16 protein-coding genes are annotated in these 17,254 nt (G+C 67.6%); 12 read left to right on the top strand and 4 right to left on the bottom strand.

Annotated elements, in window-relative coordinates:
- Positions 1–57 precede the first annotated feature (57 nt).
- From ACFPGP_RS00320 to mobF, 4 genes are all read right to left on the bottom strand, one after another.
- The gene (locus ACFPGP_RS00320) at positions 58–828 is read right to left on the bottom strand and encodes a tyrosine-type recombinase/integrase (RefSeq protein WP_378585328.1); all 771 of its coding nucleotides are present in this window, start codon (positions 826–828) and stop codon (positions 58–60) included.
- Between the two features lie 155 nt (positions 829–983).
- Entirely contained in the window at positions 984–1,997 is a 1,014-nt protein-coding gene (locus ACFPGP_RS00315) for an IS30 family transposase (RefSeq protein ID WP_378586378.1), read from the bottom strand.
- Positions 1,882–2,337: a hypothetical protein gene (locus ACFPGP_RS00310; RefSeq protein ID WP_378586394.1), complete on the bottom strand. Its 456-nt coding sequence runs from the start codon at positions 2,335–2,337 to the stop codon at positions 1,882–1,884. The genes ACFPGP_RS00315 and ACFPGP_RS00310 overlap by 116 nt, the downstream gene beginning before the upstream one ends.
- Before the next feature lie 112 nt (positions 2,338–2,449).
- Positions 2,450–6,004 (bottom strand): MobF family relaxase, encoded by a 3,555-nt coding sequence (gene mobF / locus ACFPGP_RS00305; RefSeq protein ID WP_378585325.1) that lies wholly within the window; start codon positions 6,002–6,004, stop codon positions 2,450–2,452.
- Between the two features lie 377 nt (positions 6,005–6,381).
- Between mobF and ACFPGP_RS00300 the strand changes: the two genes are divergently transcribed.
- Genes ACFPGP_RS00300 through ACFPGP_RS00245 form a run of 12 tightly spaced genes read left to right on the top strand, consistent with a single transcriptional unit; the run spans position 6,382 to position 17,132 of the window.
- Complete coding sequence (locus tag ACFPGP_RS00300; protein WP_378585322.1) at positions 6,382–6,939, top strand: hypothetical protein; 558 nt, start codon at positions 6,382–6,384, stop codon at positions 6,937–6,939.
- On the top strand, positions 6,924–7,883 hold the full coding sequence (locus ACFPGP_RS00295) for a hypothetical protein (protein WP_378585320.1): 960 nt from the start codon (positions 6,924–6,926) through the stop codon (positions 7,881–7,883). Before ACFPGP_RS00300 ends, ACFPGP_RS00295 begins: the two co-directional genes overlap by 16 nt.
- 22 nt (positions 7,884–7,905) lie before the next feature.
- The gene (locus ACFPGP_RS00290; RefSeq protein WP_378585318.1) at positions 7,906–8,580 is read left to right on the top strand and encodes an SAF domain-containing protein; all 675 of its coding nucleotides are present in this window, start codon (positions 7,906–7,908) and stop codon (positions 8,578–8,580) included.
- Positions 8,580–9,347 (top strand): hypothetical protein, encoded by a 768-nt coding sequence (locus tag ACFPGP_RS00285; RefSeq protein ID WP_378585315.1) that lies wholly within the window; start codon positions 8,580–8,582, stop codon positions 9,345–9,347. The genes ACFPGP_RS00290 and ACFPGP_RS00285 overlap by 1 nt, the downstream gene beginning before the upstream one ends.
- Positions 9,344–10,810 (top strand): CpaF family protein, encoded by a 1,467-nt coding sequence (locus ACFPGP_RS00280; RefSeq protein ID WP_378585312.1) that lies wholly within the window; start codon positions 9,344–9,346, stop codon positions 10,808–10,810. The genes ACFPGP_RS00285 and ACFPGP_RS00280 overlap by 4 nt, the downstream gene beginning before the upstream one ends.
- Positions 10,807–11,661, top strand: a complete 855-nt coding sequence (locus ACFPGP_RS00275) for a type II secretion system F family protein (RefSeq protein ID WP_378585310.1) — start codon at positions 10,807–10,809, stop codon at positions 11,659–11,661. Before ACFPGP_RS00280 ends, ACFPGP_RS00275 begins: the two co-directional genes overlap by 4 nt.
- Positions 11,658–12,563: a type II secretion system F family protein gene (locus ACFPGP_RS00270; RefSeq protein ID WP_378585307.1), complete on the top strand. Its 906-nt coding sequence runs from the start codon at positions 11,658–11,660 to the stop codon at positions 12,561–12,563. The genes ACFPGP_RS00275 and ACFPGP_RS00270 overlap by 4 nt, the downstream gene beginning before the upstream one ends.
- Before the next feature lie 35 nt (positions 12,564–12,598).
- Complete coding sequence (locus tag ACFPGP_RS00265; protein WP_378585304.1) at positions 12,599–12,787, top strand: hypothetical protein; 189 nt, start codon at positions 12,599–12,601, stop codon at positions 12,785–12,787.
- Positions 12,756–13,169 carry a TadE/TadG family type IV pilus assembly protein gene (locus tag ACFPGP_RS00260; RefSeq protein ID WP_378585301.1) on the top strand — a complete coding sequence of 138 codons (414 nt, stop codon included), beginning with the start codon at positions 12,756–12,758 and terminating at the stop codon, positions 13,167–13,169. The genes ACFPGP_RS00265 and ACFPGP_RS00260 overlap by 32 nt, the downstream gene beginning before the upstream one ends.
- Positions 13,166–13,600, top strand: coding sequence for a TadE/TadG family type IV pilus assembly protein (locus tag ACFPGP_RS00255; RefSeq protein ID WP_378585299.1), 435 nt, complete (start codon positions 13,166–13,168; stop codon positions 13,598–13,600). The genes ACFPGP_RS00260 and ACFPGP_RS00255 overlap by 4 nt, the downstream gene beginning before the upstream one ends.
- Positions 13,582–14,022: a pilus assembly protein TadG-related protein gene (locus ACFPGP_RS00250; protein WP_378585296.1), complete on the top strand. Its 441-nt coding sequence runs from the start codon at positions 13,582–13,584 to the stop codon at positions 14,020–14,022. Before ACFPGP_RS00255 ends, ACFPGP_RS00250 begins: the two co-directional genes overlap by 19 nt.
- On the top strand, positions 14,019–17,132 hold the full coding sequence (locus ACFPGP_RS00245; RefSeq protein WP_378585294.1) for a LysM peptidoglycan-binding domain-containing protein: 3,114 nt from the start codon (positions 14,019–14,021) through the stop codon (positions 17,130–17,132). The genes ACFPGP_RS00250 and ACFPGP_RS00245 overlap by 4 nt, the downstream gene beginning before the upstream one ends.
- Positions 17,133–17,254: the final 122 nt, after the last annotated feature.

The raw sequence follows: 17,254 nt of genomic DNA, 5'->3' as shown, positions 1-17,254 counted from the left end.
TCACCACGATGTTGCCCACCTTTGCGAAGGAACCGGTGGTGACCGTCGCCACAGTCCTCAGATTGCTCCTAGGTTGAGACGTCTCGCTTCCTCGGCGGCGCGTTCGGAGGCGCGGGCCCGGGTGTAGCGGACGAGCATGTCGGTGCGGGTCCAGCCGGCGATGGCCATGAGCCCGGATTCGGAGCCTCCTGCGGCGAGCCAGCGGTGCGCCGCGGTGTGGCGGAGCCGGTGGGGCCGGAAGCCATCGACGCCGGCCCGCTGGGCGCGGCGGCGTAGGGATCGCATGAGTCCTTCGCGACCGAACTGCTTGCCGCGGTTGCCCAACCACAGGTCGGGCGTGTGAGCGAGGGGATGCCGCACGCGTCCGTCGAGGTACCGCAGGAGCGCCTCGGTGGTGGCCTGGCCGATCGGGACGATCCGGCCGCGCCCGCCTTTGCCGCGGCGGATGGTGATCAGGCGAGTGATGAGGTCGAGGTCGTCGAGCTGGAGGTCGATGAGCTCGCCGGAGCGGATCGCGGTCTCGAACATGAGCCGGATGATGGCCTCGTCGCGACGGTGATGGAGCGTGTCCCCCGCCGCTGCGTCGGATTCGGACACGGCGCAGGTGCCGATGAGCGCGCGGAGCTCGTCGTCGGTGAGCGGCTCGACCAGTGGGGGTTCGACGCGTGGTGCCTTGACGCCGGGGAACGGGTCGGTGTGGATCTCGCCGCCGGCGGTGAGCCAGGAGGCGAAGCGGCGGACGGCGAGTTGGCGGATGCGGGCGGTGCCAGGTGCTGCGCCGGAGTCGAGTAGGCCGGCGATCCATTGGTTGAGCGCGGCGCGGCTCATGGGCAGGTGGTCGTGCTCGGCGCACCAGGTTAAGTAGCGGGTGGCGCCGTCGGCGTAGAGGGTGACGGTGCCGGGTGCCTTGTTCTCTGCGCGCAGCGCGGTCTTCCAGTCACTCAGTCGGTCGAGTGCGTGAATGGCGGGGCGGGCTCACAGGGTCAATGCAACAGCAGTCCGTTGATCAGCTCTGAGGGTGCAGCGTAGTCAAGGCGTTTGCGGGGGCGGTCGTTGAACTGGTCCTGGACCCAGGCGAGGTCTTCCTTGCTGTGTACCGAGAGGTCGGTGCCCTTGGGGAAGTACTGGCGCAGCAGGCCGTTGGTGTTCTCGTTGGTGGCGCGTTGCCAGGGTGAGTGGGGGTCGCAGAAGTAGACCTTCAGGCCGGTGATCTGGGCGATCTGCTTGTGCCGGGACAACTCCTTGCCCTGATCCCAGGTCAGGGTCTTGCGGAGGTTGGCCGGCAGTGCCGTCATGGCCTCGGTGATCGCGGCGGTGACCTGTTCGGCGCCATGACCCTGGGGCAGGTGCAGCAGCAAGGTGTAGCCGGTGACGCGCTCGACAAGGGTCCCGATCGCCGAGGCGTTGTTCTTGCCGGTGATCAGGTCGCCCTCCCAGTGCCCGGGCACTCGTCGTTCGGCGACCTCTTCCTCGCGCTCGACGATGTTGACCATGTCGGGGATCTGGCCGCGGCCATCGTTGCGTCGTTGCCGGACCTCGGTGCGGGTGACCCGGCGAGTCCGGCCGCTGCGCAGGTACTTCTTGAGCTCCTCGCGCAGCGCGCCGCGCCCTTGCACGAACAGTTCGCGGTAGATCGTCTCGTGGTGCACCTGCATCTCCGGGTCCTCGGGGAACTCTCGACGCAACCCTCCCGCGATCTGCTCCGGAGACAACAATGCCTCCAGCCCGGTGATCACCCGCTCACACAGCGCCGGGTTGGCCTCCAGCTTGGTTGCCTTGGGCCGCAGCGCCCGGACCTCGGCGCGGAGCTGGGCCAGGTCGGCGCGATAGCAGGCCCGACCGGCCCGCCCGCCGACCTCGCGGCTGACCGTCGAGGGCGACTTACCGATCACCGTCGCGATCACCGTGAAACCGAACCCTGCCCGGCAGCCGTTCTCGATCGACTGCCGATCCGCCAACGACAGCCGGAAGCCACCGGGGCTGGTACACCGCTCCATCACCCCGCCAGCGTTGATGATCCACCGCCCTTCGGGCTCGATGCGCGATCGCAAGCCGAAGTCCGCGGAGAGGCGCGAGGAGCACTACTGAAGCGAACTTCAGAGCGTTCCAAGCGAAGAGCAGCACCAGCAGGTTGAGGTAGCCCGGGCCACCCCGCTCGACCACCGTGGAGCAGACGCTCATCGAGAATAGGTACGCCGGCGCGGCGACAATGGCGACGGGGATCGCCCACTTGAGGCCACGCGGGCTGCGGAGCCAGTCGATCACGCGGTTCGTGGGCATGTAGAACGCGAGGTAGCCGCGGATGGCTGCGGCGAGGTGGATCGAGACGGCGAGCATGAGGGTCTCCTTTGGTCGGCTCACTTCATCGCTACATCTGGGCACCGGTGCTCGCCCACGCCAGGCCCGTGTGCTGGGGAGAAACTGTCAGGAAGGCGGCCTGTGGACCGGGTCAGCCGAGCACCCGGACTTCAGGCACGAGTCCGTTCTGCCCTGCGACGCCCGATTGCTGGGCAATGTCGGCAGCTCTCCTCACGGCCTTCCTCGCGCGTGACTCGTCGATTCGCTGACGGTCCGAGTCCCCGCCGGGGCCAACCGGCGATTCGCTGTCGATCTGCCATAGGTCGCGGTAGGCCGCGACCACCCGAACCTCGTGCATCCACAGGTCGCGGTGGCGGCGATCATCGGGAGGTATGCCGAGCCTGCGCAGCCACGCCGCATTCTGCCCCACAGCCGCCTCGGCCAGCGCAGTCGCCCGCGACTCCAGCAGATCCTCGCGCTCGGTCAACGCGCGGCGCATCTTGTCCGCCATCGGGCCGTCGGCGACCGGGACGAGCCCGGCGATCAGCCGCGCCTGTTGTCGGCCGCCTCTCTTGCAGGTGGTGGCGTTCCGGATTCGGCTGATGAGGACGGCGCCGATGTCCTCGGCGTCGGCCAACCCTCGCTGGGCGACCACCTTGGGCAGCAACGTGGCGATGTCGAAGCCGGACGATTCAGCGCGTCGCAGCTCTGCGGCGAGCGGCCCGAACGAGTCGGACGCGATGACCCCCTCCACTTCGTCGTCCATAAGTCCCGAGGAGCAGAGTTCGACGACCCATCGGTCGTGCTGAGCCTCGGCCCCGATGGTCAGGTACTCCGCGGCGAGCTGAGCGAACGACGACCAGCGCTCCTGCTCCTCGGTGATCGTCTGGTGTGCGGACAGTTCGACGCCGGAGTGTTGGAGCACGCCGAACAGGACCGACTTGGCGGTGACTTCCTCGGGAGGTGGCGCTGCGTGCGAGTCGTCGGGCCGGTCGAGAGCGACGTACGCGATGTTGGTGTGTCGCCCGCGGGTCATGGAGACGTAGAAGTTTTCGCGGGTGGTGGAGCTGGTGACGACGGCGTGCGCGGTGTCGACGGTCATGCCCTGGGCCCGGTGGGCGGTGATGGCGTAGCCGAGATCGACGTGCTCTGCCACGTACTCCGCCGGGAGCACAACCGCAGCACCGATCTTCATCCCGAGGCGCTCGGCAACGACGGAGCCATCGGCAGCCACGTCGGTCACTCGCCAACGGTCACCGTTCTTCACCCAGCCGCCACGCAGACCGCGGATGCGGCGGTGGTTCTGCCTAGTGATGATGAGGTCGCCGACCGACGCCCGTGTGCCGTCGCGGAGCTCGACCTCCCGGCTCGCTTCGGTCTCGCCATCGCGCAGCCGTTCGGCCCGGGCGCGCTCATTCAGTTCGACCATGGCGTCGGTCGACTCTGTGACGAGCAGGCTGCTGGCGCCGTCACGCAGGTCGGCTCGCCAGGCTAGGTACGCGGCGTCCACCATCTCGGCGTGGGTGCCGTCCTTAACTCGCTCGTGGCGGAAGTAGGTGCTGATGACCTTGGTGCGCCCTAGACGCAGGTCGATGGAGGCGTCCTTCTCCCACTCGTTCACGAACCGGTGCACTTCGGTCAGCTCGGGCGTGTCGTCGCGCGCTTCGGCCAGAAGCGGGAACGCCCCTCCGGCGTCGACCGCTTGGAGCTGGGCCCAGTCGCCGACCAGGAGCACCTTCGCACCTGCGCTCGAAGCGATACCGGCGATCCGATCGAGGGTCAGAGTTCCGGCGAGGGTCGCTTCGTCGATGATGACGAGCTGACCCTTGCGGAACTCGGCTCGCCCGTGGTCGTGCTCGTGCAGCCACTTCGCGGTGTTGTCACAGGCGACGTCGAGGTCTTGTGTCAGTACGTCGGCGGCGGCGGCCGACGGCGCGAGGCCGACGACGCTGTCGCTGCCATGGACTCTCGTCCATGCCTTGTGCAGCGCGCGCATGGCGGTTGTCTTGCCCGCGCCAGCGGGGCCGATCAGCAGGTCGACCTGACGACCCGAGACGGCCACGGAGGCGAGTGTCGCGACCTGCTCGTCGCTGAGTTGGTGACCTAACACCTCCTTCTCAGAGACCGCCTCAACCGTCTCCAGTTCGACCACGGGCGAGCAGCGGTCTTCACCACGGGCGAGTAGCCGGTCCTCGGCCGCGAGGATCTCCTCGGACATGAAGGTGACCGAGTGCTTCGGTCGGAACAGGCTGGTTCCGTCGCTGCGCCGGAACACGTCCGGGTTGTAGGCCAACTCCGGTGGAGTCAGCGAGATGGAGATGCGCTTGGCTTCCTCGACGATCTTCGCCACTGCCCGCTCGCGTTCGCCGACAGTGGCGAAACGCCACTCCATCGTCTGGCGAGAAGCTTCGGCCCAGAGGTTCCAGTGCCTCCAGGTCGAGCGCTTCTGACTGATCGCTCCCACGGTCGCCCGGGCGACCTTGGCGAGCGCGTCGGGCGAGATGTCATCGGCGTGCAGAAGGCCACGGGCGAGTCGGTTGGTGTCGCCCCTAGCACCACGGGCGAGCAGCGCGCGAGCCCATCCGGTGGCATCCCGCCCGATGAGTCCGCTCGCCCGTGCCCTCCAACTCGCCGTCAGTTCGGCGAGCGAGTGAACGTGCTTCTCGGGCCGTGTTGTCAGGGTTGCCGTGGCGCGCATCTTGATGACGGCGGCAGCGTCGGGAGCTCGCCCGTAGTCACGCAGATACTGCTCGACCAGGCGATCCGTTTCGACCTCGATCGTTCGCGATCGACTGGAGAACTCGCTCACCAACTCCTCCCCAACGCCGACGATCTCGAACGCTGGGTGCCGGCTCGTGCCACGCTCACGCATCTCCCACTCCAACCCGAACGACCGCTGGAGGATGTCGGCGAGCACCGCGTTGTAGTGCTCGGAAAGTGCGACTACCGAGGCGAACATCGGCCGGCTATCCAAGGACCGCCACCTGCCGTCGAAGACGGTACGGACCTTGTTCGAGACGACGACGTGGGTGTGCAGCTGAGGGTCGCCAGCGCGGGAGTCCCAATGGTCGTAGGCCGTCGCCGCGACACCGACGACGTCGTGGTGGGCGGAGGCCCCGTCTCGTGCGTTGGATCCGGCTCGCGTCACTGCAACCTCGCGTTGCAGCATCGCGAGGACCTCCGTGACGGCTTGGTGGTGCGCATCGACGATCAATGCCTGACTGCCCGCGTCCGCCACGCCCCATAACACCGAAACCGACTTCGGAACGCTGAAGGTGTAGTCGAAGCCCGCGGTCGCGGTCTGCGCCCCCTTCGCCATCTCCTCGGCCTCGATCTCGTCGACAAGTTGGCCTCGCTCCTCATCCGACAAGTGCGGGTTCAGGCTGGCTTCACGCTCGTCCACCCGCTGCTTGTGGGTGGCGAAGCGCTGGAATGCGGTGCCGAGCTGATCGCCCGTGATCGGGTCACGCCCCTGGCCGATCAACAGGACCAGCTGCGGCTCGGACACGGTGGTGCCGACGGCGAGTTCGCCGGCGCCGAACTCCGCGACACCCGATCCCATCCAGATGCCGGGAGGCGTGCCAGCTTCCGCGTAGTAGCGGGTCAGCGGTGTCGAGAGACTCCGGTTGCTGTCACCAGCGACGACGCTGCGGAGCAGGTACTTGTAGCCCTCGCCCGCCGACATCTTGCGCATGGAGACGGTCATCGCCGCACACCTCCTCGGCATGAAGGTGCACGGCGGGTTCCACAGCCATGGGTTGACGGCGATCCATCCACAGCCCCGGCCACAGAGCCCACCTCACGGTGCCAGAGGTGTGGACGCTGGAAGAGGCAGATGTACGGGGCGCGGGAAAGGGCGCGCACCTGCCGGACGAAGTGCGGCTCCGTCGGCCGCAAGGTGGAGAGGTGAGGAATGAGAGACAGTTGCGCTTGGTGGGTCACCGGTGTCTCAATAGGACATGACGGTGCCTTGCCAGTCCGTCAGCAGGGCGTCGTTCGCACTTCCGTGACCCAAACCCACGGAAGGGAACGGTCTCGGAAATGACGCGAAATCGGGGAGTAGCCCTTGTAGCGACCGCAGCCATGCTGCTGGTCGCAGTGACCGCGTGTGCCGACGACGGCAATGATCCGGCGGCGCCTGGGACGTCCGCCCCCAGCACGCCGGCCACGACCACAAGTTCATCGACGCCGCCTTCCGAGAGCGAGATCGCCTCCGAGGCGGCGTCAGCCATGGTGCGGCAGTACTTCAAGACGGTGGGTCTGGTTCGGCAGGACCCGAAGCGTCCCGCTTCCGACCTCGACACCGTGGCGTCGAGCACACAGCTTCTCGCGCAGAAGAACCTGCTGAAGCGCCAACGAGCAGACGGGCTGCACCAAACCGGCATCACCAAGGTCGTGAAGCTGAATGTCCAATCCGTCAGCCTGGATGACCCAGCGACTGCCGTGATCGACGTGTGCTGGGACGTCAGCGGCGTGGACGTCATCGATCGCAGCAGCAATTCAGTGGTGACACCCGACCGCAAGGACGTCGGCTGGACGCGCTTCACCGTCACCAACGGCAAGTGGAAGACAGCACCGACCGACGGTTGGCGGGTGTCAGGCGGCTCGGACCTGGAGAAAGAGCCATGCGTCGGCTCCTGACCATCGCGGTCACGGTCGCAGCCCTCGCAAGCGCGCTGGTTACTCTGGTGCCGTCACCGACGTACGCCGACACGGTCTGCGGTCAGACCGACCCCGACACCGGGATCTGTCTAGTTTGGATCGAGGTCCCTGGCACCCCGGGCACGCCTGGCGATCCTGGCGACGACGGCCCGAAGGACACGGGCTCGGGCGCGGCCTGCTACTGGGATGGGACCGCACAGGGCATCAGCAAGCCACCGCCCGGCCCGGTGCCGTGCAGCTCGGAGAACGGCTACTGGTCGAACGGCTATCACTGCTACATCCAGCTGCTCGACCCGCAACCTGCCGCAGGTGACCCGAGCTGGCAGGGCCACGAGCCCGGCGACGGGGGCGTGTACCAGTGCTACCAGCCACAGACGGACCTGATGATCCTCGTGTGGTCGGCGGATCCGCCGCCAAACTCTGGAAGCGGTCCCACGCCCCGAGAGGTGGCGCAGATCGCCATCTCCGACATGAAGCTCACGGCCATCAACATCGGTATCGCTCCCAAGGCGGAGGACGATCGCATCGGCCTCGTCGGCATGCCGATCTGGATGTGGGTCGCGAACCCCGACGCGCACACATGGGGACCGGCCACCGCCTCGGCGACCGCAGGCGGCATCACGGTGACAGCGACCGCTCGGGTTCACCAGATCACCTGGGACATGGGTGACGGGCACAAGGTCATGTGCAGGACCGCCGGAACGCCCTACAAGCCGGAGTACGGCAATAGGAAGTCGCCCGACTGCGGCTACGTCTACACGACGTCCAGCTCGTCGGAGCCCGGTGACAAGTTCAAGGTCACGGCCACGTCGGACTGGGTCATCGAGTGGTCGGGCGCGGGCCAGACAGGAACCATCCGGCTGAACGGACTCGTCCGGGAAGCCCAGATCGCAATAGGAGAAGCGCAGGTGCTCGTGCAGTAGCTGGGCGGAGGGAGCAAGGTCCATGAGCAAGACGGCCACCCGAGACGACAGGACGCTCGACCAGGAGTCGAGTCCCGCCGCCAGTCCGCTTGTGCCTCCGCCCAAGCTCAGACGGCGGCCAGCTCTGATCGTCGCCGCACTGATCGCAATCTGCCTCGGTGCGCTCCTTGCCGCCTGGGCATGGACAGCCACCACAACGACCCAGGAAGTCCTCGTCGCGCGGGACACGATCGAGCGCGGCGCAGTGATCGAGGCCGGCGACCTCGCCCGGGTGCGAGTCAGTGCCGACCCGGCACTCCAACCGGTCCCGGCTAGCCAGTTCGATGAGGTGGTCGGGCAGCGAGCGGCGTACGACGTCGCGGCGGGCGCGATGCTCACTCCTGAGTCGTTCGCTCAGGGTGTTGTGCCGGACGCCGACAACTCGATCGTCGGGGTCGCTCTTACTCCAGCCCAGGCACCCGGGCTGGATCTCGCCACAGGTGACCGCGTCCGGGTGGTCGTGACACCACCGCAGGGTGCGGACATGCCTGAGGGCGTCCCGCAGTTCAGCGAGGCGACCGTCGCCGGAGTACGCACGTCCAGCGAGACCGGGCAGTTGATCGTCGACCTGCTCGTGCCGCACGCCGACGCGGCCGTCTTGGCTGCCCGCGCAGCGACCGGCAACGTCGCCCTCGTCCTGGACTCCCGGGAACGCTGATGGCTGTCATCGCCCTTGCCTCGGCATCCGGCTCTCCCGGGGTAACCACGACGGCTCTCGGATTGTCCTTGCTGTGGCCGCGACCCGTCCTATTGGTTGAGGCTGATCCCACCGGCGGGTCTGCTCTGCTGGCTGGCTACTTCCGTGGCACTAGGGAGTACCAGGCCGGGCTCATCGAGCTCGCGCTCACGTCGAACAGCATCCGCGACGGGCTCGCCGAGGTATCGCAGCGGATCGACGGCACCCACGTCTCCTTCGTCGCGGGCACCCGGTCTCACAGCCAGGCGCCGGCTCTGCGGGATCTCTGGCTACCGCTCTCGAACGAGCTTGCCGAACTGGAGTCCACCGGTCAGGACGTCATCGTCGACGCCGGTCGACTCGGGCTCGTCGGTTCACCAGAACCCCTGCTCGCTCAAGCCGACCTAACTCTGGTCCTGACGCGGACGAACCTGCCGGCGTTGTCGGCGGTCCGCTCCTGGGTCGATTCCGTCCAGCGCGGCACGTTCGAGTGGCGACAGACTGGCGTCGTCGTGGTCGGTGACGGCCAGCCGTACGGTGCCCGCGAGGTGAGTCGAGTCCTGAACTCGCCCGTGGTCGCGGCCCTTCCCGAAGATCCCGAGTCTGCCGCCGTCTTCTCGCGCGGAGCGCAGCCTCCGAAGCGTTTCGAGACCGGTCCACTCGCCCGTGGGCTCCAAGCGGCGACCGCGTCCATCCACTCGACTGTCTCGCGCCATCGCAGCGAGCTTCTCGAAGGCGCTCGGCCGTGACCAGCGAGAGCATTGACGTGACGCCGGACGTGGCCGGACTTCCACTGTTCAACCAGCCTCTACCAGGGCCAGGGGCGAGTTCGTCCCCACGTCTGATCACGCCGTTGAAGGCGACCGACAACTCGCCCGTGGTCGAGATCGACTGGACGCTCGTGGCGTCACTCCGCGCCCAAGCCTCCGAGCAACTCAGTCAAGCGGTCGCAGCTGACCGAGCTCGACTCGACAGAACCGCACAAGAGGAACTCGGGCGCTCGATCGTGCTCGACCTCATCGAATCGACCGTCTCCGAACGGGTCAACGCTGGCGACCGAGCATGGCCACTCGTGCAGCAGAAGGCACTCGCCCGGGCCGTCTTCGACTCCCTGTTCCGACTCGGTCGGCTGCAGCCACTCGTCGACAACGACGACACGGAGAACATCATCATCGCCGGCTACGACAACGTGATGCTCGAACTCATCGACGGATCGCTGGTGGACGGACCACCCGTAGCCGACTCCGACGAGGAGCTGATCGACTTCCTCGTGTTCCTTGCCTCCCGATCGGAGGTCAACGCTCGGGGGTTCTCAGAGGCCCAGCCCAGATTGCACCTCCGCCTCGACGGCGGCTCACGCCTCGCCGCCGCGGCGTGGGTGACGCCGCGGCCGTCGGTCGTCATCCGCCGCCACCGGCTGATGCAGGTCACCCTCGATGACCTCGTCGAACGGCAGATGATGACGCCTGTAGCCGCCTCGTTCCTTCGGGCCGCGGTGCGGGCTCGCAAGAGCATCGTCGTCGCGGGCAGCCAGGGCGCCGGCAAGACCACCGTGGTGCGCGCCCTCTGCGCCGAGATTGACCCGATGGAGGCAATCGGCACCTTCGAGACCGAGTACGAACTGCACCTGCACGAGCTGAAGCATCACAAGATCGTTCACCCTTGGGAAGCGCGTCCCGGTTCGGGCGAGCGTGGACCGGACGGCCGAATGGCTGGCGAGTTCACCCTTGACGACGCGCTCGTCGACTCCTTCCGCTTCAACCTCTCCCGGCAGATCGTCGGCGAGGTCCGTGGCAAGGAGATCTGGGCGATGATCAAGGCGATGGAGTCCGGCACCGGATCCATCTCCACGACGCACGCCTCGGACGCGGTGGGCGCTGTTCGCAAGCTGGTGACGTGCGCAATGGAGGCCGGGCCCCACGTCACCCACGACCTGGCAACGTCGAAGTTGGCAGCGACGATCGACCTGATCGTCCAGCTCGACCTGCGGACCACAACGGTGAACGGCGTCTCACAGCGCCGTCGCTGGGTCGCCGAGATCATCGCCCTGGAACCAGGCGAGCGCGAGACCGGCTACGCGACCACCCACATCTTTGGCCCGGACAGGGAAGGCACTGCGGTCCCAGCGGTACTGCCGGACGAGTATCGCGCGCTTGCGTCGTACGGCTTCGATCTCCCGAGCTACCTGATGCAGCAGGAGGCGCGCACATGATCGCGCTTGTTCCTGCTCTCGCTGGCGCCCTGATCGTCGCAGGCATCATCGGAGTGATCCTCGGGCTCCGACCTACACCGGTGCCGGAGAAGCGCCCTTCCTTACGCAGCTTGCGACGACTCCACAACCTCGACCGCACCACCCGCGTGCTCCTGCTCGGCGGACTTGGGGCCGGTGTCATCGCGTGGCTGGTCACCGGCTGGATGCTGGCCGTCATCGCGGTACCGGTCGCGGCCGTCGGTCTGCCAATGCTCCTGTCGGCGGGCTCGGCGGCGTCTCGGATTCAGCGCCTCGAAGCAATGGAGGAATGGACGCGCTCCTTGGCAGGTGTGCTCACCGTCGGAGTCGGGCTGGAGCAAGCACTGGTGGCAACGCTGCGCTCGACTCCTGCACCCATTGCTCCGGAGGTCACCCGACTGGTGGCACGGCTTCGTGCTCGCTGGGTCACGGAGGACGCACTGCGCGCTTTCGCGGACGAACTTGACGACTCCACGGGTGACCTCATCGCGGCCAACCTCATCCTCGGCGCGCGACGTCGGGGTGCGGGCTTGTCGAGCGTGCTCGAGGGGCTCGCCGAGTCCGTCGCAGCCGACGTTCGCGCACGCCGGCAGGTGGAGGCCGACCGGGCCAAGCCACGAGCGACTGCGCGCTGGGTGACGTTGATCAGCGCGGGCGTGCTCGTGATCCTGGCGGTGTCCGGGTCATACGTCGCGCCGTACAAGAGCCCGTTCGGCCAGGTCATCCTCATGAGCCTCCTCGCGGCGTACGTCGCGACGCTGGTCTGGATGAAGCGGATGGCGTTGGGTCGAAACCTGCCACGGTTCCTCGGCACGCAGGGCAGCGCGACATGACCACCGGGCTCCAGCTAGCTCTCGCCGCCGGCGCGCTCGTGTCGCTCGGCGTGGTCCTCCTGGTCACACGTCTCATGTCGGCTGAGCCGGATCTCGCCGAGTCTCTGAGCCGGCTCACACCCGCCCGCGGGCGAGCGACCGCACTCGGCCCAGCTTCGGCAGCCTCGGGCAAGGAGCGCATTGGCGTGTGGGCGATGAAGACCCTTCCCACGGCGATGTGGGTGCGTACGCCGACGCGCGAGCTCGCGATCCTCCGTATTCCGCTTGCTCGGTTCTACGGCGACAAACTGGCCTTCGCTGGGCTCGGCCTGATCATCCCGCCGCTGCTCGCGTGGTTCTTCGACCTCATCGGCTTGGGGATGCCGATCGCCATCCCCGCACTCGCCTCGCTCGGGCTGGCGGCCCTGATGTTCTTCATGCCGAACTACAACGCCATCGACGATGCCCGCACGGCCCGGCTCGAGTTCGCCCGAGCGCTCGGCGAGTACATCGACCTCGTCGCTTTGGAGCGGAACAACGGCTCCGGCGTCCGACAGGCGATGGAGTCGGCTGCCGAGGTGGGCGACTCCTGGGTATTCAGCCGTCTCGCGGAGGAGTTGACGCGCTCGCGTTGGTCGGGTCTCCCGCCCTGGGACGCCCTGCACACCTTGGCTGACGAGTTCGGCCTGCCTGAGCTCGATGACTTCGCCGACATCATGCGGCTCTCGGGCGAGGAGGGGGCCTCGATCTACACCACACTCCGTGCCCGGTCCGCCGCGATGCGCACGGCGATGCTCAACGACGAGATCGCGGAGGCCAACGCCGTCGGCGAGCGCATGACCATCCCCGGCTCGCTCCTCGGCGTCATCTTCATGGCGCTGCTCGTCGCCCCGTCGCTGCTGCGGATGTTCAGCAACACCTGACCACCAACAGATCAACCAAGGAAAGGAGCCCACCAATGGAACGACTCATCGGAGCGCTGCTCGCGCTCACGTTCGGACTGGAGTCACGACTCCAGCGCCGTGACGAGCGCGGCTCGGTGACCACCGAGCATGTGCTCTGGGCGGTGGCCGTGATCGCCATCGTTGCAATCGTCGTAGCCGCGGTGAAGGCATATGTCACGAGCCAGGCCGGCAACATCAAGTAGCCGTCGCCGACAGGACGAACGCGGCTCGGCGACGATCGAGCTGATGATCCTGCTGCCGGCGCTCTTCGCCGTGATGTTCCTCGGGATGCAGGCGGCGCTGTTCTACCACGCCCGTTCCGCGGCAATCGCGGCTGCGCAAGAAGGCGCCCGGGCTGCCGCCGGTGAGCACGGTCGCGAGTCGGACGGCGTACAGGCAGCTAACGCATTCATCGATCAGGCCGGCGGTGACGACGTGCTCCCGGGCGCCACCACAACGGCCAACCGCACGGCCACAACGGTGACCGTGGTCGTCCGAGGGCACTCGCTGAGCGTCATCCCCGGCTGGTCACCCGTCGTCCGCCAAGAAGCCTCCGTTCCCGTCGAGAGGCTGACGACACCATGACTCGCCCGCGGGCGCGCGACGAGCGCGGATCGGCAGCCATCGAGGCTGCCATCGGCGTGCCCGCGTTCCTGCTCTTCGTCGGACTCATCATCTTCGGTGGGCGCACTGCTACGACGCACCAGTCGGTTGAGACTGCCGCGGCTGACGCTGCCCGCTCGGCATCCCTTGAGCGCACGAGCGCATCGGCCAGAACGCAGGCGATCTCAGCGGCGACCACCAGCCTCTCCAACCAAGGCATCCACTGCCTCGACATCGACGTCACCATCGACGCCAGCCAGTTCAGCCGTACGGTCGGCGAGGCCGCGACCGTCTCCGTCACCGTCCAGTGCCGCCTCGACCTGTCAGATCTGTCCATTCCCGGGGTGCCAGGTAGCCGCCTGATCCGAGCGACCAGCACCAGCCCTATTGACACATGGAGGGAACGCGGATGATGCGACGAACTCGCGACGAACGCGGCTCCATCTCACTGTGGATGGTGACCGCCAGCTTCGTGATGATGGTCCTCGTCGGACTCGCCGTCGACCTCGGCGGACAGATCCATGCCAAGCAGCGTGCCCACAACGTCGCCGCCGAGGCCGCCCGCGCCGGCGGTGAACAAGTCGAAGCCGGGCCGGCCATCGAGGGCCGCTACGTGAGTGTCGACACCGCGGCGGCTCGAACCGCCGCCCAGGAGTACCTCGCAGCGGCCGGCGTCGCCGGAACCGTGACAGTGACCGGCGGCGACACGGTCCACGTCGAGGTGACCGACACCTACACGCCCAAGTTCCTGAGCTTCATCGGCATCGGCGACCTCACCGTGACCTCCGATGCCTCCGCCCGCATCGTCCGCAGCCTAGGAGGTACCGAACAGTGACCGCACGCAACCGTGCCGCCGGGCTGGGAGCCACCCTGCTCATCCTCGTGATGGTGGTCGGGACTCCGCTGCTGCTCCTCGCGATCGGAGTGACCCCGTGGACCGAGGACCTCGGCGAGTTCGGCACCCTGCTGACCAGTCCGGACGACGGCACTCTCGCGCTGCTGGTGATCGGCGTCGTTGCATGGGTCGCCTGGGTGGTTCTCGCCCTGTCTCTCCTCGTCGAGATCCTGGCCGCCATCCGCGGCGTCACCGCACCCCGGTTGCCCGGTCTCGCAATTCCGCAAGGTCTGGCAGGGCGGCTCGTCGCGACGGCAGCCCTCTTCTTCGCCGTTGCGCCGGTCGGCGCGCCGGTGTTCGCCCCACAGGTGGCGCACGCAACGCCGGTGATCGAGGCACCTCCGATCGTCAACCAGCCGGAGGCGTCTCTCGCTCCTTCGGCGGCGCCGGCCTCGGAAGCCGCGACCCATGAGGAGACGCCCACGGTCGATTACGTCGTGCGTCGAGGCGACAGCCTGTGGAAGATCGCGCAGGAACACCTCGGCGATGGCATGCGCTACCGCGAGATCATCGCGCTGAACGAAGCGGTCCTCCATGGAGAACCCAGCTTCATCGACCCCGGGCTGACCCTGCGGCTCCCCAGTGACGCCGCGCCAGCTGTCGATTCGACCGATGAGCCACAAACGGAGAAGACGCACGTCGTCGAGCCCGGCGACACGCTGTGGGATGTCGCCGAGGAGGAACTTGGCGACGGCCAGCGGTACCCGGAGATCTTCAAAGCGTCGCACGACACCGTGCAGGCGGACGGTCAGCACCTCACAGACCCCGACCTCATCCGTCCCGGCTGGGAACTGACGATTCCGGTCGCCGACGACTCGCCCGTGGTCGAGTCTCCCTCGGTGGACCGCTCGCCGGAGGAGACCCCCGACGGCCGGCACCTCGGTCCAGATCCGGTCGGGAACACCCCGCCGGCAGAGACCCCGGAAGACGACGCTTCCACCGCCGAGCCGGACGAGTCGAACTCAGCGACGCCGGGAGATCACATGGACGAAGGAGAGCATGCTTCGGTCACGTGGCTGCTGCCTGGGCTGACGGGAGCAGGGGTTCTTCTGGCCGGGTCGGTACTGCTCGCGGTGCGCGCGCATCGGCGTACCCAGCAGCGGCACAGACGCCCCGGGTTCGGAATCGCTCCTCCCCCAGCCGAGGTCCGAGCGATCGAGAAGACCGCCACGGTCACAGGTGCGCCGGCCGCAGAGGTGATTGACCAACTCGACCGACTGCTCCGTCACCTCGCTGCGGTCATGGACGAGGTACCCAAGCTCAACGCAGCCGAGGTTGGCAGGGAGACGGTCACGCTGCACCTCGCCGAGTCGGCTGACCTCCCGACGCCGTGGGCCGGATCGTCGGTCACGTGGACGGCGAACCTGGACTCGCCCGTAGGCGACGAAGACGTCCTTCCGCCGTACCCGTTGCTAGCCAGCGTTGGACAGGGGGCTGACGGAGACCTGTGGTTGCTCGACTTCGAACGGATTGGCTCAGGAGTGCTCGCCGGAGACCCCGAACGGGCGACGGCCCTCGCGCGCCACCTCGCCGCCGAGTTGGCGTTGAGCCCATGGACCGTGATCTCGACGGTCGACACGATCGGTGTTGCTTCCGAGTTGTCTTCTCTGGACTCCGGCCGCCTTCGATGCCACGCGGAGGACGACACTGCGTTCCTCGTGCAGCTCCAACAGGATCTGGTCCAGGCTCAGGCGCTCGGGCACGGCGACCCCGAGCCGTTCCACGCCCTGCTCGTTGCCGGCGCCCCAAGCAGCGAAGTTCGGGCACTCGCCGAACTTGTACGGCGTCAGACGTCACGGTCGGGCTTCACTGTCGTCGACATCGGAGATCCCCAGCCTGATGACACGGTCATCCAGTTGACCCACGACGGCCGGCTCCGGGTGCCCCACCTCGATCTCGATCTAGCTTCCGCCGGTCTCACCTCCACCGAAGCAACTGCCACCGCTGCGATTGTCGACTTGACCAGGGAGGCAGTCGTGGTGCCGATGCCGCGCGAGGAGGGCGCGACTGGATGGAGGGCCCTCGCGGATCACGCAGGGGCGCTGATCACTGACCTGACCGAAGCCCGTCCGCAGGGAGAGGCGGGCGGTACGTCGCTACTGCCCGAGGCGACACAGCGTTACGAGTCCGTGGCGCCGACGACGGCGGAGGACGTCGAGACCCTTGCCCCGGTCGTCCCAGAGCAATCCCGACGGATCGTCGAGGAGTCGGACCCACGGCTCGACGACGACCTGGCGGAGTGGCGCAATCCGCAGAGCGCGCTGCCCAAGTTGCAGCTCCTCGGTCCCGTGACCGTCATCGCGCCGGGCGACCCGCCGTCGGCGGTTGCCGAGCGGCGGGCCTACTTCAACGAACTCGTCACCTTCCTGGCGCTCCACCCGACCGGAGTCTCGTCACGGCAGGTCCGCGAGGCATTCGGCATCACCCAGTCCCGCGCGCGAACGGACCTCGGATACATACGCACATGGTTCGGCACCGACCCCCGGACCGGCGACCTGCACCTTCCGGCAGCGACAACATCTCCCGCTCACCGCGACCGCGGCACCAACGGCTACCAACTGACCGACGTCCTCGTCGACCTCGACCTGTTCCGTCGCCTCCGTGCCCGCGCTCAGGCTCGCGGTGCCGACGGGATGGGCGACCTCGTGGCAGCGCTGGAGCTCGTCCGCGGCGAACCGTTCAGCGACCTCCGCACCCCGGGCTGGAGCTGGCTGCTCGATGGTGAGCGCGTCCACGAAACAGCGGCGTTCGCCGTGGTCGACGTCGCCCACATCGTCGCCACCGACGCCTTCTCGCGAGGCGACTTCGGCCGCGCCCATGTGGCAGCCGAGAAGGGCTGCGCCGCTGCGCCGTACGACGAGGTCTGCCGACTCGACCTGGCCAAAGTCGCAGAAGCTGAGGGGCACGACACCATCGCTGAGCAGATCCTCGATGAGCACGTCTTCAACCGCACCGACGACCACCTTCCGCCGATCGACGTCCCCGAGCGCACGAAGGCGGTGGCAGGAAACAAGGCCTGGGGCGGCGTGAAGCGCGCCAGCGGGCGCTGATTCGGACTCGCGCAACCGCTGCACCGAAGCTTTTTTCTGAGACCACCACGGGCGGGGTTGACCTGCAGAAACGCCGTGACTTCAACTAGCCCGTGGCGCCCTGAACTACTCGCCCGTGGGCG

The organism is Nocardioides taihuensis, assembly GCF_042657275.1.
Taxonomy (GTDB): Bacteria; Actinomycetota; Actinomycetes; order Propionibacteriales; family Nocardioidaceae; genus Nocardioides; species Nocardioides taihuensis.
Note: the sequence above shows the minus strand (reverse complement) of the source record. Positions and strands in the feature narration are given on the sequence as shown.